Origin of the sequence: Ancylomarina sp. 16SWW S1-10-2, assembly GCF_009669305.1 — a bacterium.
Classification (GTDB): Bacteria; Bacteroidota; Bacteroidia; order Bacteroidales; family Marinifilaceae; genus Ancylomarina.
This window is the reverse complement of record NZ_SADB01000002.1, coordinates 1-18,665: the sequence shown is the minus strand read 5'-3', so window position 1 is coordinate 18,665 and position 18,665 is coordinate 1. Positions and strand designations below refer to the sequence as shown.

General features: G+C 33.6%; 14 protein-coding genes. 12 read left to right on the top strand and 2 right to left on the bottom strand.

Translation table 11 applies throughout. From position 1 onward, the window contains the following. Positions 1-31: 31 nt before the first annotated feature. The 11 genes from EMN46_RS02170 to lpdA all read left to right on the top strand — a co-directional run bounded on the left by EMN46_RS02170 (position 32) and on the right by lpdA (position 16,075). Entirely contained in the window at positions 32-733 is a 702-nt protein-coding gene (locus EMN46_RS02170) for a LytTR family DNA-binding domain-containing protein (RefSeq protein ID WP_154199037.1), read from the top strand. A gap of 179 nt (positions 734-912) precedes the next feature. After that, positions 913-1,746, top strand: coding sequence for a hypothetical protein (locus EMN46_RS02165; protein ID WP_154199036.1), 834 nt, complete (start codon positions 913-915; stop codon positions 1,744-1,746). A gap of 192 nt (positions 1,747-1,938) precedes the next feature. Continuing rightward, the gene (locus EMN46_RS02160; RefSeq protein WP_154199035.1) at positions 1,939-5,064 is read left to right on the top strand and encodes an ATP-binding cassette domain-containing protein; all 3,126 of its coding nucleotides are present in this window, start codon (positions 1,939-1,941) and stop codon (positions 5,062-5,064) included. Between the two features lie 66 nt (positions 5,065-5,130). Then, entirely contained in the window at positions 5,131-6,522 is a 1,392-nt protein-coding gene (locus EMN46_RS02155) for an aminopeptidase C (RefSeq protein WP_229130242.1), read from the top strand. 234 nt (positions 6,523-6,756) lie between these two features. Beyond that, positions 6,757-7,860 (top strand): pyridoxal phosphate-dependent aminotransferase, encoded by a 1,104-nt coding sequence (locus tag EMN46_RS02150; RefSeq protein WP_154199034.1) that lies wholly within the window; start codon positions 6,757-6,759, stop codon positions 7,858-7,860. A gap of 35 nt (positions 7,861-7,895) precedes the next feature. After that, on the top strand, positions 7,896-8,876 hold the full coding sequence (locus EMN46_RS02145) for a lytic transglycosylase domain-containing protein (RefSeq protein WP_154199033.1): 981 nt from the start codon (positions 7,896-7,898) through the stop codon (positions 8,874-8,876). A 97-nt stretch (positions 8,877-8,973) separates the two neighbouring features. Further along, positions 8,974-11,811 (top strand): excinuclease ABC subunit UvrA, encoded by a 2,838-nt coding sequence (gene uvrA, locus EMN46_RS02140; protein WP_368667490.1) that lies wholly within the window; start codon positions 8,974-8,976, stop codon positions 11,809-11,811. 142 nt (positions 11,812-11,953) lie between these two features. Further along, positions 11,954-12,823, top strand: coding sequence for a metal ABC transporter solute-binding protein, Zn/Mn family (locus EMN46_RS02135; RefSeq protein WP_154199031.1), 870 nt, complete (start codon positions 11,954-11,956; stop codon positions 12,821-12,823). 120 nt (positions 12,824-12,943) lie between these two features. Next, complete coding sequence (locus tag EMN46_RS02130) at positions 12,944-13,681, top strand: metal ABC transporter ATP-binding protein (protein WP_154199030.1); 738 nt, start codon at positions 12,944-12,946, stop codon at positions 13,679-13,681. A gap of 42 nt (positions 13,682-13,723) precedes the next feature. Then, positions 13,724-14,557, top strand: coding sequence for a metal ABC transporter permease (locus tag EMN46_RS02125; RefSeq protein WP_154199029.1), 834 nt, complete (start codon positions 13,724-13,726; stop codon positions 14,555-14,557). A gap of 123 nt (positions 14,558-14,680) precedes the next feature. Further along, on the top strand, positions 14,681-16,075 hold the full coding sequence (gene lpdA, locus EMN46_RS02120; protein WP_154199028.1) for a dihydrolipoyl dehydrogenase: 1,395 nt from the start codon (positions 14,681-14,683) through the stop codon (positions 16,073-16,075). Positions 16,076-16,714: 639 nt separating this feature from the next. Here lpdA and EMN46_RS02115 read toward each other — a convergent pair. Then, positions 16,715-16,972: a Txe/YoeB family addiction module toxin gene (locus EMN46_RS02115; protein WP_154199027.1), complete on the bottom strand. Its 258-nt coding sequence runs from the start codon at positions 16,970-16,972 to the stop codon at positions 16,715-16,717. Then, positions 16,972-17,223: a type II toxin-antitoxin system Phd/YefM family antitoxin gene (locus tag EMN46_RS02110; protein WP_154199026.1), complete on the bottom strand. Its 252-nt coding sequence runs from the start codon at positions 17,221-17,223 to the stop codon at positions 16,972-16,974. The genes EMN46_RS02115 and EMN46_RS02110 overlap by 1 nt, the downstream gene beginning before the upstream one ends. Positions 17,224-18,150: 927 nt before the next feature. On the opposite strand from EMN46_RS02110, the gene EMN46_RS02105 reads away from it, so the two are divergent. Next, the coding region (locus EMN46_RS02105; protein WP_195715161.1) for an IS30 family transposase at positions 18,151-18,665 on the top strand (515 nt) is incomplete at its 3' end.

The following is an 18,665-nucleotide window of genomic DNA, read 5'->3' as shown; positions in this document are numbered from 1 at the left end:
TAACCACCAAGTCTTTACAAGAAAAAAAAATATGAAATTAAGATGCTTAATAATTGATGATGAACCGTTAGCACAACGTGTTTTAGAAAAATACATTGCTGAACTTTCAGGTTTAGAATTAGTAAGTAAGTGTGGAGATGCTCTCGAAGCCATAGAGGTTTTAAAAGAAGAAACAATTGATCTCATATTCTTAGATATTAACATGCCTCGATTAAATGGAATCAATTTTCTTAAAACTTTAAAAAATCCGCCATTAATAATTATAACAAGTGCTTACACTGAATATGCTGTAGAAAGTTACGAACTTAATGTTCTCGATTACTTAAAAAAACCATTTGCGTTTCAACGTTTTCTTCAAGCCATACAAAAAGCTGAAGAAAGACTAAAACTACAAGAACAGCAAGAAGAGGTTAAAGGTGATATGGAATATATATTTGTAAAGGCTAATAAAAAAACAATCAATATTAGCTTAGATAGTATTCAATACATTGAAGCTTTGGGTGATTACGTGAAAATCTACACTGATACTGAACACATTGTCACTTATCAATCCTTAAAGGGAATTGAGAAACTATTGCCAACTCAGAAATTTTATCGTGTTCACAAATCCTATATTGTTGCACTAGCTAAAATTAAATCGATAGAAGGTAATATGGTTCACATGAACAATAACACCTTGCCCATTGGCAATAACTACAAGCAAGGCTTTCTTCAGAAAATTCATATTAATTAATTCCGAATAAGATTCTCAAAATAAACGAAACCCTATCTTAGTTTTTTAAGTTTAAAAAAAAGGAACAAGCTTAGAAAAAAGGTGAAAAATATAATCTAATTTAAGTTCATATTGTACAGCCTTTTTGCTAAATTTAGACTGAAAAATTGAATATATACTGATCTATAAATTTATAACGAATGAAACGACTAAAAGTGAGCCCATATAGCCTAATAATCTTAGGATTGATATTAACAATTAACATCACAGGTTGTAAACCTGTAGATAAAAAAGCAAACAAAGAAACTCAAACTGAAAAGCCATTACTTAAAAAAGCAATAGCCAAAGAGATTGAAGACGTCGTTTATCCTCTTCCATCAACTTTCGAATTAACCTCAATGTTGAATAGAATTGGAGCTGATTATATTTTAGGCATCTCAAATTCGACTGAAAATGCTGATAAATATTTCACTGAAAAAGCTAGAGCTTTAAATCTTGGTGTTTACAGTGCTGACTTAAGTTACGCAAGTACATATCGCAGAAAACAAGAAACAATGTTGTTTCTAAAAGCTTCCAAAAAAATCATTGATAATCTTGAAATTACTTCAGCTTTCAATAAAACATTAGTTAGCGATGTAGAAAAGAATCTAGATAATAAAGACGAATTGGTTAAGATTATCACCAACTCTTTTTACGAAACATATTCATTTCTAAACAAAAATGGCAAAGCAAACCTTTCGCTTTTTGTTGTTAGCGGTAGTTTTATTGAAGGATTATATATTGCAACTCACATTTCTGAAAATACTTTCTCAAACGCTGAAATTGTAAAAGTAATTTTCGATCAGAAAGAGTCTTTGGAACGCTTACTAGAAGTGCTTCAACCAGAAATTCAAGATCCTAACATTGCCAAATTAGTTGCTGATTTTAATGGCTTGAAAGCTAGCTATGATAAAATTGATGAAAGCATGACTAAAACACAATTGATAGAAATAACTGCAAATGTTACTAAACTAAGAGAAGCAATTGTAAAATAATCTTAGACACAGTGTCATACAGTTTATAATATATAAAGCTGCAATTCGAATGAATTGCAGCTTTTTTTATGTCTTAGTTTTTTCAAAGCAATTCAAGTTTTCAATAAATAAATTGTATTTTTAGATCTATTCAATGGAGTCTATCTAAGCTTTAAATGGCTTAAATATTTATCACTAAATGCAACTCTTCAAATGGGAGAATCGATACTAAATGCGCTAATGCACCTTTTTGCCATTGTTGCAAACGCCAAAGAAGAAGGTGTTTCTAACAAAGGAAAGGATATTGTAGACAGTTTTCTAAAGCGTTATCTTAGTGAACAAGATGAAGTTGAATACATGAATTTATTCCAAAACTACTATGAGTTCTATCATAGAGAAATGGAATATCAATCGAACACACCTGAAAAGACAGCCAATATTATTTCTCTATCAGAGGCTGCAAATGTGTGCATCAGAATTCGCTCCGAGTTAATTCAAGAAGAACGACTTATTGTTCTACTTCGATTATTAGAGTTTATTTACGAAGATGGGATTGTTACTGAAGGCGAATTTGAATTTATTAGTATTGTTGCAGAAAACTTCAAAATTAAGCGTAATGAGTTTTTAAATGCAATAGCATTTATAATAGGTGACGATTACCTTGATGATTTTGACAAAGATAAATTTCTGATTATAAACAATCAGATTACGGAATGGTCTGAAAATCTCTCTTGGTTTATGAAGAAAGATCAAAAATCTAATCTTAATAAAACCAAACACCTCTATTGCGAAAATCTATATGGCAAACTCATCACCCTTTATTTTCCGTCAGCAAACCTCATCGTATTTAGATATTTAGGTGAACTTAACTTATATGTAGAGGGAAATAAAATTATAAAAGAACAAAGCTATAGACTCAAACATGGTTCAATCATTAAAGGACCAAACATCAAACCCATCTATTATTCTGATCTCGCAAGTATTTTTCTTAAGGAAGAAAACCAGGAGAACATCGTCTTTACAGTAAAAAATGCCATCTTCAGGTTTAGGAACTCATTTAATGGGATTCATAATTTCAATATCTCAGAAAAAAGCGGACAACTCATTGGTATTATGGGCGGTAGTGGTGTTGGCAAATCAACGCTTCTTAATGTGCTAAATGGGAACTTACCTCTTAATAGTGGTGAAATTTTTATTAACGATTTCGAAATACATAGAAATAAATCAGTCATTCAAGGTCTTATTGGTTTTGTACCACAAGACGACCTTTTAATTGAGGAACTAACAGTACTACAAAACCTGTATTATAACGCAAAGCTTTGTTTTAAAGAATACACCAAACGTCAAATTCTTAAAACAGTTCACACCCTACTCCACGATTTAGCTTTGTACGATGTTCGAAATCTTAAGGTAGGAAATCCTTTGAATAAATTCATAAGTGGCGGTCAGCGTAAGCGTCTAAACATTGGTTTAGAACTAATGCGCGAGCCTTCTATCCTATTGGTTGATGAGCCAACATCTGGTCTTTCATCTACCGACTCGGAGATGATTATGAATTTGCTTAAACAACAAACCCTCAAAGGAAAACTCGTTATTACTAATATCCATCAGCCCTCATCGGAGATTTTTAAGATGTTCGATAAACTTTGGATTATGGATAAAGGTGGTTACCCTATTTACACAGGTAACCCTATTGATGCCATTGTGTATTTTAAAACGCAAAATTCACAAGTTAACGCAGCTGAGAGTGAATGTATAACCTGTGGAAATGTAAATCCTGAACAAATTCTTCAAATAGTAGAAACTCGTAAGATTGATGAAAATGGAAAACCAACACGAGAAAGAAGAGTAAGCCCTAAAAGTTGGAACGAAAAATACCATCAAAATATTGATAAACAAGTTGAGCCTGTTAAATCTAAGGCTAATTTGCCAAAGAGTGATTTTAAGGTTCCAAGTAAGGTGAAACAATTTTCTGTTTTTTGGATTCGGAATTTTTTATCCAAACTCACAAACAAACAGTATTTAATTATCAACCTATTTGAAGCACCTCTTTTAGCATTTATCTTAGGCTATTTTACCAAATACACTCCGGCAAGTGGCTATGTTTTCGGCGATAATAAGAACTACCCCGTATTTCTATTTATGTCTGTAGTTGTTTCCATGTTTATTGGTTTAAGTGTAAGTGCCGAAGAAATTATACGTGATAAAAAGATACTTCAACGTGAAAAGTTTCTAAACTTATCTAGGAATGCTTACCTCCTTTCGAAGATTTCTTTTCTATTTCTACTCTCAGCCATACAAACATTAACCTTCGTTCTTTTAGGCAACTACGTTCTCGAAATTCAAGGCATGACAATGTCTTTTTGGCTCATTCTTTTTACAACATCATGTTTTTCAAACATGGTTGGCTTGAATATTTCTTCAGGTTTGAATTCTGTCATTACAATCTACATACTTATACCATTAATTTTGGTTCCACAACTGCTATTGGGTGGGGCTATGATAAAGTTTGACGATCTTCATGAAGGCATCACCAATAAGGTTTATGTACCAATTATAGGCGATTTGATGACAACAAGATGGGCATACGAAGCCATGGCCGTTACTCAATTTAAAGATAATGAATTTGAAAAAAGCTTCTTTGCTTTCGAAAAAGGGGTTAGCGATGCTTCTTTTACTAGTTCGTACCTAATTCCAAAAATAGAATCTATTCTTATCAATTGTGAAAGAAATATTGAATTTGATAAGGATTCCATTGAAACAAATGATCATTTTATTCTTCTTCAAAATGAAATAACTCAATTAACAGAAGAAGCCGGATTTAAACCTTTTTCACAACTTAAAAAACTAAATTCGCTCGATTTCAATCTAGATATACTTGAAAAAACCAATCAATACCTAGATGGCATTAAGCTACATTTTATGGGTATTAACAGTGAATCGGGATACAAAAAAGATTTTCAGTATTCAAGATTAGTTGATTCTCTTGGTCGTGATGGCGTATATGATTTCAAACAAAAATATTACAATCAAGCCTTAGCCAATTTAGTTTTAAACAGAACTGAAGTCAATAAAATGATAGAGGTAAATCAGAGGCTTATTCAAAAGAAAGACCCAATCTTTATGTATCCAGATTCTAGATTTGGACGTGCTCATTTTTATGCTCCCGTAAAAAGAATATGGAATTATTATATTGATACCTATTGGTTCAACCTTTCGATTATTTGGTTAGGAACAGCTCTCCTCTTTTTGATTCTTTGGCTCGATTTACTTCGTAAGTTTGTTGACTTTTTTGAAAGTCTTAAATTGGTACATCGTGAAAAGAAAATAAAACCTTAAGCTCTTTTTTTTCTATAGATTTCTTATGTTTGTACTTATTAAAATTGACAACCAAAACACACAAACATGAATTTTAAATTTTTAATGCTTCCTGTTTTAGCACTAGCAATATCAGGTAGTAGTTTGGCACAAACGAAAAGTGTTATCAATAACAAAACGCTTAACGAAATTCGTAACAGCTTTAATAATGATGCTTCGACTAAAGCAATTACAAATGCAATTACCAACAGTAAAAGCATTCGTGATTTAGCTTTAAACCATAGTAAAATAGGAGCTACTGATCATTTTTTCAAATACAAAGTTGATGTAAAAGGAATTACCGATCAAAAAAGTTCTGGACGTTGTTGGATGTTCACATCAATGAACACAATTCGCCCAAACGTTATAAAAGATTTAAATCTTAGCTCTTTCGATTTTTCACACAACTACAGTTACTTCTGGGATATTTTCGAAAAATCTAATCTATTCTTAGACAACATTATTGCGACTGCTGATAAAGATATTACCGACAGAGAAGTTGTTCGTTATTTGAGTAGCCCTGTTGATGATGGTGGCGTTTGGAATTCATTTTTCAATATTGCTAAGAAATATGGAGTTGTACCAGCTAATGTTATGCCTGAAACAACAATTTCGAATAACACAGGTCAGTTAAACCGTATTGTTAACGAAAAGCTAAGAGGTGAAGCCTACAAAATTCGTCAGCTAGCAGCTAAAAAAGGAAATACAAAAGAAGTTGAAGCAGCTAAAATTGAAACATTAAAAGATGTGTATCGTATTTTAGCTCTTTCATTAGGTCAACCTCCCGTTAATTTTACTTGGAGATACAAAGATGCTGATGATAAAATAAGCGAAACTAAAACATACACACCACTAGAATTTCTAAACCTTGTAGCTCCAGAATTTGCTAAAGATCAAATGGTGATGATCATGAATGATCCAACTCGTGAATATTACAAAGTTTATGAAATTCAAAACTACAGAAATGTGGCGGAAGGCATCAACTGGACTTATTTAAACTTACCTAATGATGTGATTAAAACATTTGCATTGGCTTCTATTAAAAATAACCAAGCCATGTATGCTTCATGCGATGTAGGAAAACAACTTAATCGTGAAGATGGTATTATGGATATAAATACATACGACTATGAATCTCTTTTTGGAGTTAAGTTCGACATGGATAAAAAAGCTAGAATTTTAACCCGCCAATCAGGTTCATCTCACGCTATGACTCTTATTGGAGTTGATGTTGATGAAAATGAAATACCAGTAAAATGGGAATTCGAAAATTCTTGGGGAGCAACTGCAGGTCATAATGGCTACTTAACTTTTACTGATGAGTGGTTTAGCGAATATATGTTTCGTGTTGTTATCAACAAAAAATATTTAAACGAAAAAGCAATCAAAGCTCTTAAAAGCAAACCTATTCAACTTCCTGTTTGGGATTATATGTTTTAATTCGACGTCAATAGACTTACAAGACAAACAAAACAATATAGCTAACGCCTCAAAACAATGTTTTGGGGCGTTTTTTATATATCAACAGCTAAACTTATAGAATAACTGTAAATAAATTATATCACAAACAAGTGTTAAAACTAGATATAAGCTGTTCTCAGAACAAGAGATATTATTATCTTTGAATTATTCTAAATAAGCACCTTACACAAACCTTCATAATCAGAAATAACTATGCAAATACGAAAAAGTGGAGCTAAATATTCAGCCATTGTTGGTATTGGGGAAAAAATTAGAAAACAGAGTTTAGAAACAAGTGAAGAATATTTATTACTTAATCGTGGTGTAAATGCAGTATGTCATATTGAGCTAGATTCAATTATAAAAGATATTGATTTTAACAGCAACGACATGCAAGTATATCCTCCTTCTCAAGGTCGACAAGAATTACGTCAAGCTATCAACAATCATTATTTTAACAACAAAACAAGTTTATCAAACATTAGTGTCAGCGGTGGTGGCATGTCTGCTCTCGATCTCGTATTCCAGACTCTAGATGTCGATCAGATTATTTTGCCAGAATTCTATTGGGGCTCCTACTTTCAGGTTATGACAATTCGTGATATTGAATCTGGAACTTACACTGATTTTGATAATTTATTAAATCGACTCGATGAGATTAAGAACTCTGCAGTTATTATTTGTGATCCCAATAATCCAATTGGTAATAAAGTTGATGATGAAAACTTATTAAAGACAATTAAACTACTTAATGATAATGGAACAACTGTAATTGTTGATTGCCCTTACCGACGAATTTTCTGTGACCAAGAAGACACTTTTTTTCAAAACCTACTCGATTTTGAGAATGTAATTATTGTAGAAAGTTTCAGCAAATCTATAGGCCTTAGTGGTCAACGACTTGGATTCATACATTCAACAAATACCGATTTTAACACAGAACTTGGTATCAGATTAATGTATGCCACCAATGGTATTAACGCATTTTCTCAGATTTTGGTTACCCAAATTTTAATGTCAGAAAAAGGGAAACAAAGCAGAAAACAATTTAAAGAAACTACCGTTAAAGGAATACGTCAGAATATTGAATATTTAAATAAAAAAGGTTTACTCGCATCTGAATTTTACAAGGAAGGCAAAGCTATTGGCATCTTTGTAGTTGTAAATAAATCAGAAGAAGAACTACTTGAAAAGAAAATTGGTTCAGTCTCTTTAAGCTACTTTACCAAAACTAAAAAAAATGAAGCTGCAAAATATGCGCGAATATGTGTTTCTGTACCTTCTGATAAATTTGAAAGCTATTTCAAAAAGTTTTAAGCTATAGCAAATACTACAACGAAAAATATCGATCTATGTTTAAAAATAACACCTTTAAAAATATAACACTCACACTTATCTTATTAGCTTGTGGCTATATAGTTGCCCAGTTATTCAATTACTCTAAACTATCAGACAAAGAGCACGTAGCGACTGAGTATATGGATAAGTATAATGTTTATGCATTAAAAATGCCTAATAAACTTTTCTTCGCTGAAGAAAAAGTTCCCTTAGAGAGGTGGGACGTTAAAGAATCACTCGATAGAGAAATGCTTGTAAATACATACTGGCAATCACAAACCTTATTGTTTTTGAAACGTGCTAACCGATATTTTCCTATCATAGAACCTATTCTAAAAGAAGAAAACGTACCTGATGATTTTAAATATTTAGCACTAATAGAAAGTGGTTTAATTCCAACTGTTGTTTCTCCAGCAGGTGCTGTAGGCTTTTGGCAATTTATGACACCTACTGCTAAAGATTATAAACTTGAAGTAAACAGAGAAGTTGATGAGCGTTACAATATAGAGAAATCGACTCGTGCTGCTTGCAAGTATTTAAAAGATTCCTACAAAAAATTCGGAACATGGGCTTTAGTTGCTGCCTCGTATAATGCTGGCAGAACCCATATACATACTCAAATGAAACTTCAGGATGCAGGGACTTATTACGATCTACTTTTAGGAGAAGAACCGGCTCGATATCTTTTTAGAATTCTAGCAGCCAAATGCATTATGGAGAATCCTACTAATTTTGGTTTTAGATTTCGTAATTCAGATTTATATCCAAAAATACCTACTCGTAAGATAAAAGTTAAAGGCGAAGTAAAGAGTTTTGCTGACTTTGCTAAAAAAAATGGTGCTAATTATAAAATCCTTAAATTCTTTAATCCTTGGTTAAGAAAACCCTATCTCACAAATAAGTATAAAAAAGAGTACGAAATTACACTTCCTGCCAAAGGATATATTAATTTTGCGTTTTCTGAATACAAAAAACCTGAAGAAAAAAAGAAGTAGGTGTTGGCACATAAAGCCTCATACATAAATTAAGCAGGAATAAAATTGAGGATTTAAATCATAAGGAGATTGTAGATTGAAAGACAAAACTGAACAAATAATAGATAATGAACTATTAGAAACTGAGAGCATTGAGGTTCTTGGCGCTAGAGTTCATAACCTTAAAAATATTGATGTAAGTATTCCCCGCAACCAACTTTCGGTAATTACCGGATTAAGTGGTAGTGGAAAATCCTCATTAGCTTTCGACACCATTTATGCCGAAGGCCAACGTCGCTATATCGAAACTTTCTCCGCCTATGCTCGTCAGTTTCTTGGTGGCATGGAGCGTCCTGATGTCGATAAAATTACAGGACTAAGCCCCGTAATTGCCATTGAGCAAAAAACGACCAATAAAAACCCACGTTCAACCGTAGGAACCATTACCGAATTATACGATTTTCTTCGACTTTTATATGCAAGAGCAAGTGTTGCTTATTCGTATAATACGGGCGAAAAAATGGTTAAATATACCGATGAGCAAATCATCAAACTTATATTTGATAAATTTAATGAGAAGCGAATTTATATACTCGCTCCCATTGTAAAAGGGCGTAAAGGTCATTACAAAGATCTATTCGAACAAATCAGAAAAAAAGGATTTTTATACGCTAGAGTTGATGGAGAAATCGTTGAATTACTTCACGGTTTCAAAGTCGATCGATACAAAAGTCACACCATCGAAATCTTAATTGATAAGTTAGTGGTTGACGAAGTTGGTAATAAGCGCTTAAAAGAATCAATCCAAATGGCTATGAAACATGGTAAAGGAATTACCATGATTATGGATAAAGATAGCGAAGAGGTAAAATATTACAGTCGCCTTTTAATGTGTCCAAGTACTGGTCTTTCTTACGATACGCCTGCACCTCATAGTTTTTCTTTCAATTCACCACATGGAGCTTGTCCTAAATGTAAAGGCTTAGGTCAAATTAGTGCGATAGACATTGAAAAAATTATTCCCAATGATAAATTAAGTATTCACTCTGGAGGAATAGTCCCCTTGGGAAAATATAAAAACAGCTTAATATTTTGGCAAATTGAAGCCATTGCTCGCAAGTACAATTTCGATCTAAAAACACCAATTAAAGGTATTCCTGAAGAAGCATTAAGTATTATACTTGATGGATCTAGCGAAACCTTTAAACTAGAAAACACACCTTTAGGAAGCTCATCCAATTACTTCTTGAGTTTTGATGGTGTCTTAAAATACATCTCAAATCAGGAAAGTAATACCACTTCGAAAAAAGCTAAAAAGTGGGCTGAGCAATTTATTAAAACAACCTTGTGTCCCATTTGCGAAGGACAACGCCTAAAGAAGGAATCTTTATATTTTAAAATTTACGATAAGAACATCACCGATCTTGCTCAAATGGATCTTAGCCTTCTAAAAGATTGGTTTGAGAAGGTTGAATCACACATGAGTGACAAGCAGCTTAAGATTTCAACAGAAATTCTAAAGGAGATAAGAACTCGTCTCGATTTTCTACTTGATGTTGGTTTGGAATATCTTTCACTCAATAGAAGTTCCGTTAGTCTTTCAGGTGGTGAATCGCAACGAATTCGTCTTGCAACTCAAATTGGATCGCAACTCGTAAACGTACTTTATATTCTCGATGAACCAAGTATAGGTCTTCATCAACGCGACAATCAAAAATTGATTCAATCCCTCCGTCAGCTTCGCGACTCAGGCAACTCTGTTATTGTTGTTGAGCACGATAAGGATATGATTAAATCAGCTGATTATGTGGTCGATATGGGCCCCTTTGCTGGTAAACATGGTGGCGAAGTTGTTTTTGCTGGCACGCCCGATAAAATGCTTCATGGTGATAGCCTCACTTCGCAGTACATTAATGGTAAAAAAGGTATTATTGTGCCTTCCGAAAGAAGAAAAGGCAATGGCAAAACGATTGAACTAAAAGGATGTAAAGGAAATAATCTAAAGAATGTTGACGTGAGCTTTCCTCTTGGAAAATTCATCTGTGTAACAGGTGTATCTGGAAGTGGCAAGTCTAGTTTAATAAATGGAACGCTTCAGCCTATCCTTTCCCAGCATTTCTATCGATCTGTAAAAGATCCTTTAGCTTACGATACGGTTGAAGGCATCGATAATATCGATAAAGTAGTTGAAGTAAACCAATCACCTTTAGGCAAAACGCCACGATCAAATCCAGCCACTTATACAAACCTATTTGGTGACATTCGAAAGCTCTACGAAAAGCTTCCCGAATCTTTAATTAGAGGTTACAAAGCTGGACGATTCTCCTTTAATGTAAAAGGTGGGCGTTGCGAAACTTGCCACGGCGCAGGTGTTCGTGCAATTGAAATGAATTTTTTACCCGATGTTTATGTCCACTGCGATGAATGTAATGGTAAACGATACAATCGTGAAACTTTAGAAGTTCGTTACAAAGGAAAATCGATTGGCGATGTTCTAGAAATGACCATCAATCAAGCCGTTGTTTTCTTCGAAAAAATACCCAACCTACTTCCTAAACTTAAAGTTTTACAAGAAGTAGGATTGGGATATATCACACTAGGACAGCCATCTACTACCCTTTCGGGAGGTGAATCGCAACGTGTTAAATTAGCTACTGAACTTGCCAAACGCGATACAGGTAAAACACTTTATATTCTCGATGAACCAACAACAGGTTTACATTTCGAAGATATTCGAGTTCTGCTTGAGGTATTACAACGTTTAGTTGACAAAGGAAACACTGTTATTGTGATTGAACATAACATGGACGTTATAAAAATTGCAGATCACATAATCGATGTTGGTAAAGAAGGTGGCAGAAATGGTGGTGAAATAATATGTATAGGTACTCCTGAAGAAATCATAAAACATGACGAATCTTACACGGCTAAATTTTTAAGAGAAGAACTACTTTAATTTGTAATTGTGATTGTTAATTAAACAAAATCCTTTATATTTATTATTTAAAACTATTATAAATTGAAGCATTACAATCAAATGAACAAAATCCTTTATATTTATTATTTAAAACTATTATAAATTGAAGCATTACAATCAAATGAACAAAATCACTCTTATTCTTTTACTTATAGGGTTTAGCCTAGGTTTTCAATCATGTGACCTAAACAAAAATAAAGTTGATAACAAACTCATATCAGTTAGTATTCTACCTCAAAAGTACTTTATAGAACGTATTGCAGGTGACGATTTCAAAGTGAATGTGCTTATTCCTCCAGGAGCAAGCCCTGCTAGTTACGAACCTACACCAAAGCAAATGAAAGATATGTCCAAATCTTCTTTATATTTAAGAATCGGCCATATACCATTCGAAAAAGCTTGGTTAAATAAACTATTTGAAGGAAATGACCATATTAAGAGTCTTGATATGTCTGAAGGTATTGAGCTACTAAAGGGGCCGAAAGTACAACATGGAGATCATTTCCACCAAGATGGCATCGATCCCCATATTTGGTCATCACCTAAAACAGCCAAGCAACTAATTGCTAATACTTATAAAGTTTTGGTTCAATTGGCTCCTGAAAAAACACAAGAATACACGACTAACTATATGAAACTCATGTCGGATATTAATGTCATGGACAAGGGTGCAGAAACGATATTTGCTCAAAAATCGAAAAAAGCTTTTATGATTTACCATCCAGCTCTTTCGTATTTGGCTAGAGATTATGGTCTAACTCAAATTTCAATTGAACACGATGGAAAAGCACCATCTCCAGCTCATATGAAAAATATAATTGATTTAGCTAAAGAGAACAATATCAAAACCATTTTCATTCAAAAACAATTCAATATTGAGAATGCAACGGTTATTGCTAAAGAAATTAATGCCGAATTAGTTCAGATAGATCCACTTAGCGCAGATTGGCTAACAGAAATGAACCGTATTATAAGCTACTTGAAAAACTAAAAAGATTATAAATCTGAAAAGAAATATTTTATAAAATTGATTTTCGGTATTAACTTCATATAATCTTACTTATTGCAGAATACATTGTATTTTATATATGCTTAAATCCACAACAATAAAATGACCAAATTACTGGAATTAAAGTCTCTTTATGCTGGTTACGACGATAAAGTTATTCTTAGAAATGTCGACCTTATAGTTAATAAAAATGATTTCCTTGGTATTATTGGTCCCAATGGCGGTGGTAAAACTACCCTTCTGAAAGTTATTTTAGGCTTAATAAAACCTTTTAAAGGTTCAATTAAATTCAACAATGCCGACGATAACCTAATCGGTTACTTACCACAAATTAATACCATCGATCATAAATTTCCGATACCAGTTCGCGAAGTTGTTTTATCTGGTTTAATGTCTCATAAAAAGTTATTTGGAAGATACCGAAATGAGGACAAGGAAAAAGCCAAAGGTTTAATGGATCAAATGGGAGTTCTTCACCTTAGAGATAAGAATATCGGCGAGCTTTCAGGAGGTCAATTACAACGCGTTTTTCTTTGTAGAGCCATTATTTCTGATCCACAAATTTTGATCTTAGATGAGCCGAACACTTACGTAGATAATAATTTTGAAGCAGAATTATATACAATCTTAAATCAACTCAACGATCACATGGCCATTATCATAGTATCTCACGATATTGGAACCATCTGTTCACATGTAAAAAGCATTGCTTGTGTTAACGAAACGCTTTGTTATCACGATTCTAATATTATAAACGAAGATCAACTTAAAACATACAACTGCCCTATCGATTTGATTACTCATGGTGACTTACCTCATCGCGTTTTAAAAAAACACTAATCCAAATCAATAAGGTATCAGATAATAAGAAATCAGAATTTCATGAACGAAATCATTGAATTATTAAATTATAGTTTTTTCCAAAATGCCATGGGAGCAGCCATTCTAGCTAGCATATCTTGTGGAATTATTGGAACTTATATTGTAGCTCGTCGCATCGTATTTATTAGTGGTGGTATAACACATGCATCCTTCGGAGGAATAGGCATAGCTTGGTTTCTAGGCTTAAATCCAATTTTAGGAGCTACTGTTTTTGGTGTATTATCAGCCCTTGGAATAGAATGTATATCTAAAAAAACAGATGTTCGCCAAGATTCGGTTATTGGCATACTTTGGGCATTAGGCATGGCATTGGGAATTATATTCATATATCTGACACCAGGTTATGCTCCTAATCTATTATCCTACCTTTTTGGTAGTATTCTAACCGTTTCGAGCCTCGATTTATATTTGCTTTCAGCATTATGCGTACTCACCATACTCATTTTCGCCTTTATGATGCGACCTATTCTTTACATGGCTTTTGACGAAGATTACGCACAAACACATGATACACCCGTGCAATTTCTCAATTATTTAATGATTGCTTTAGTTGCCTTGGCTATTGTATTAAATATTCGTGTTGTGGGTATTATTTTGGTCATCTCATTTTTAACCATTCCACAAACCATCGCTAATATGTTTACACAAGATTTTAGTAAAATGATTTTTGGAGCCATTGGTTTTGGCATACTAGGCTCTCTTTTTGGTCTCTTTATGGCTTATAAATTGAATGTCCCATCAGGTGCAACCATTATATTCTCTTTTGTTATCTTATTCATCATAGCAAAATTGATTCAACTAAGTCTTTTAAAACTAAAGAGAAAAGCGAGCTAATTCCTTTTATTTAGAATTAATATTAATAAATTAGCAGATAATTAGCCAGATCACGTTTATAGAATACAATTAATAAAAGATCTGAAACAAAGAAATATTTACAAATTAAACAACAAAATAAAAATGATCTACGATTTAATAGTAGTAGGAAGTGGACCAGGTGGTTATGTTGCTGCCATTAGAGGTGCACAATTGGGTATGAATGTAGCAGTAGTTGAACGTTCTGAACTAGGTGGAATTTGTTTAAACTGGGGTTGTATCCCAACCAAATCGTTATTAAAATCAGCTCAGGTTTACGATTACATGAAGCATTCTGCTGATTATGGTATCGCTGTTGAAGGTGAAATTAAGCCTGATTTTGAAAAAATAGTTGCTCGTAGCCGTGGTGTTGCTGAAAAAATGAGTGGTGGTATTCAGTACTTACTTAAAAAGAATAAAATAACTGTTATCAACGGTTTTGGTAAATTAACTACCAACAAACAAGTTGAAGTTACAGCTGAAGATGGTAGCAAAACAAACTATGAAGCTAAAAACATAATTTTAGCTACTGGTGCACGCTCTCGCGAATTGCCAAACTTACCACAAGATGGTAAAAACATAATTGGCTACCGTAAAGCTTTAACGCTTGAGAAACTACCTAAAAGCATGATTATTGTTGGTTCTGGTGCAATTGGATCTGAGTTCGCTTATTTCTATAATAGCTTAGGAACTAAGGTTACTCTTGTTGAATTTTTGCCAACTATTCTTCCTGTAGAAGATGAAGAAGTTTCTAAACAAATGGGACGTTCTTTCAAGAAGAATAAAATTAACGTCATGGTTAACTCATCGGTTGAATCTGTTGAAGGTAGCGATGGTAACTTGAAAGTAAATATTAAGAATAAAAAAGGTGAAATTGAAGTTCACGAGTGTGAAATCGTTCTTTCGGCAGTAGGTATTACGCCAAACACAGAAAACATTGGTCTTGAAGAAGCAGGTGTTGCAACCGAAAGAGGACGTGTTGTTGTTGACGACTATTACCGTACTAATGTTGAAGGTGTTTATGCCATTGGTGATATTATTGCAGGTCCTGCTTTAGCCCACGTTGCTTCGGCAGAAGGGATCTGTTGTGTTGAGAAAATCTCAGGAATGAAAGTCGATCCTATCGATTATACAACAATTCCTGGTTGTACTTACACAACACCAGAAGTTGCTTCAATGGGACTTACTGAAAAAGCGGCTACTGAAGCTGGTCACGAAATTAAGGTTGGTAAATTTCCATTCTCTGCTTCGGGTAAAGCAAGTGCTGCTGGTGCAAACGAAGGTTTCGTAAAACTGGTTTTCGATGCCAAATATGGCGAGCTTTTAGGTGCTCATATGGTAGGTGCTAACGTAACCGAGATGATTGCCGAATTGGTTACAGCTCGTAAACTTGAAACTACAGGTCACGAATTAATTAAAGCTATTCACCCTCACCCAACAATGAGTGAAGCGATAATGGAAGCTGCTGCAGCTGCCTACGACGAAGTGATTCATATCTAAAATAATCTAGACACAATTATATAATAGGAAAAGCCACGATAATCTCGTGGCTTTTTACGTCTGTAGGTTTCAAAATTTCTTACCCCTAATCCCCTGAAGGGGACTTTAAAATGACTACACAGAAGCCCTTTAGGGGTTTGGGGTATTGCTAGATATACACTCAAAATGACAACTGTCCTATAGTCATAGAGCCTGACTTATTATCCACCAAGAATTTGTTTTTCCCTCTAATATAGATAGATCTAAATTATTTTCCATTTTTGAAATTAATATATTCAACAAGTTGAAATACAAAAGGAATTGTTTTAGTATAAACGATAACAAATTGCTTTCTATTTCGCCACAAAGTGGCAATTTACTTAAGCCCAAAGGCAACGCCTTGGGTAAAAAGAATACAAAATACAATTTGCGCCCTGAAAGGGCAGCTTAAAAAAATGCGCTTCGATGATGAATATTTATGGCATAATTAATACGAAGCTGCACTTTCAGTGCGTATGGTAAATCCTTAACAAATCCCGAGGCTTTGCCTCAAGCTGAATTAATATGGGCTTTCAGCCCGCAAAAAGGAAAAAAATTAGCATACTCACTGCAAAAAAAGTTCTATTAAAAAAAATAGGACCTTCTATATCAAATAGGGAGTTAATCGTAATGAAATCTACATTTAGCAATCAAAATTTCATCATCTCGCATCTGATAAATTAAACGATGCTCGTCGTTAATTCGCCTAGACCAAAAACCCCTATATTTATGTTTTAACGCTTCAGGTTTACCGATCCCCGTAAATGGAGTTCGTGAAATATCTTTTAACAAGGCATTAATTCGTTTCAGCATTTTTTTATCAACCTTTTGCCAATACAAATAATCCTCCCACGACTCATCAACAAAAACGTATTTCATTATTCCGAAAGTTCTTTAGTAAATGATGAACCTCCTTTTAATTTTTCAATTGCAGAATCTAATCTTTGTTCGTTTCTTTTTGTTGACATTTCGTACTGAGTAGCACAGAGCGAGTTATATTCCTCTAAAGAAATGACAACCACTCCTGAATCTTTTCCTCTATTAATAATCAGAGTTTCAAAATCATCATTCACCTGATTAAAGTACTTTTTTATATCCTTTCGGAAATTAGAAATTGTTGTTGTTATCATGGCTTGTGATTTTTTGTGATACCTACTTCAAAACACACGTACTTTTAAACGTACATTATATTGTACAAATATAGTGTTTATTATAGACATTTAATAATAAATGTCATGAATTTTAGCTTTATAACATCTATTCCTTCAGTATTTAAGCTGAGTCCAGCCAAAAATACTTTTTTTAAAAAAAAAACAGATAAAAATTCAGTTGTCAAGGATTACTCAATAACAGCATCTGACGATAAAAAACATGAAACAAAACATAAACCTGCCTATTAATAATATTTATGCAAAAGACAAGGTGGAATACAAAAGGAATTGTATTAGTATAAACGATAACAAATTGCTTTCTATTTCGCCACAAAATGGCAACTTTCTTAAGCCCAACGGCAACGCCTTGGGTCAAAAAGAATACAAAATACAATTTGCGCCCTGAAAGGGCAGCTTAAAAAAATGCGCTTCGATGATGAATATTTATGGCATAATTAATACGAAGCTGCACTTTCAGTGCGTATGGTAAATCCTTAATTCAGCCAGAGGCCTTGCCTTCAGGCTGAATTAAAATGGTCTTTCAGCCCGCAAAAAGGAAAGAAAAACAAATTAGTATACACACGGGACGACAAGGAAAAACCCGATAATTTAAGCCATCGAGTTTCTTAATTCTAGCTAATGGATAAACTAGTCGCTTTCTTTTTCGCCACAAAGTGGCAACTTATTTAAGCCCAACGGCAACGCCTTGGGACAAAAAGAATACAAAATACAATTTGCGTCATGAAAGGACACTTAGATTCAAGTAACAAATGCAACTGAGGTGATTTTAGATAAAAGAAGGGGAGATAATTTTTCAAGACAATGAGGAGAAAAAGTCTCACCCATTGTCTATGTGGAATAAAAGTCTTTTTTTTACCACAAAAATCGTCAAACTCAAGTTGTAAAATGGGACAATTAACCAGAGAACAAAGATATACTATTTCGGTAATGAAAGAAAGGGGCTATCAACAAATTGAAATAGCCAAAGCCATCGGAAAGGATAAATCAGTAATAAGTAGAGAATTAAAGAGAAATTGCGATCTGAGAAATAGAGAATACAGATATGAATTAGCTCATAACAAATATTTAAACCGTCTTTGTACTAAGGCAAAGCATCGAAATTTTACTCCAATATTAAAAACTCAAGTAGAGCTTTTGATCAGAGAAGATTTTAGCCCAGAACAGATTGTTGGTCGCCTGAAAGCACAAGGACAAGCCTGTGTCTCTCATGAGTGTATTTATCAACATATTTGGGCTGATTTAAAAGCTGGAGGTGATCTTTATACACATCTACGAAGAAATAAGAAGAGGTATCGGAAACGAGGAGGTTCTAAGGATACTCGTGGTCAAATAAAGAACCGTGTTGGTATCGAAAAACGTCCAGCAATAGTTGATCAAAAATCGAGGTTTGGTGATCTCGA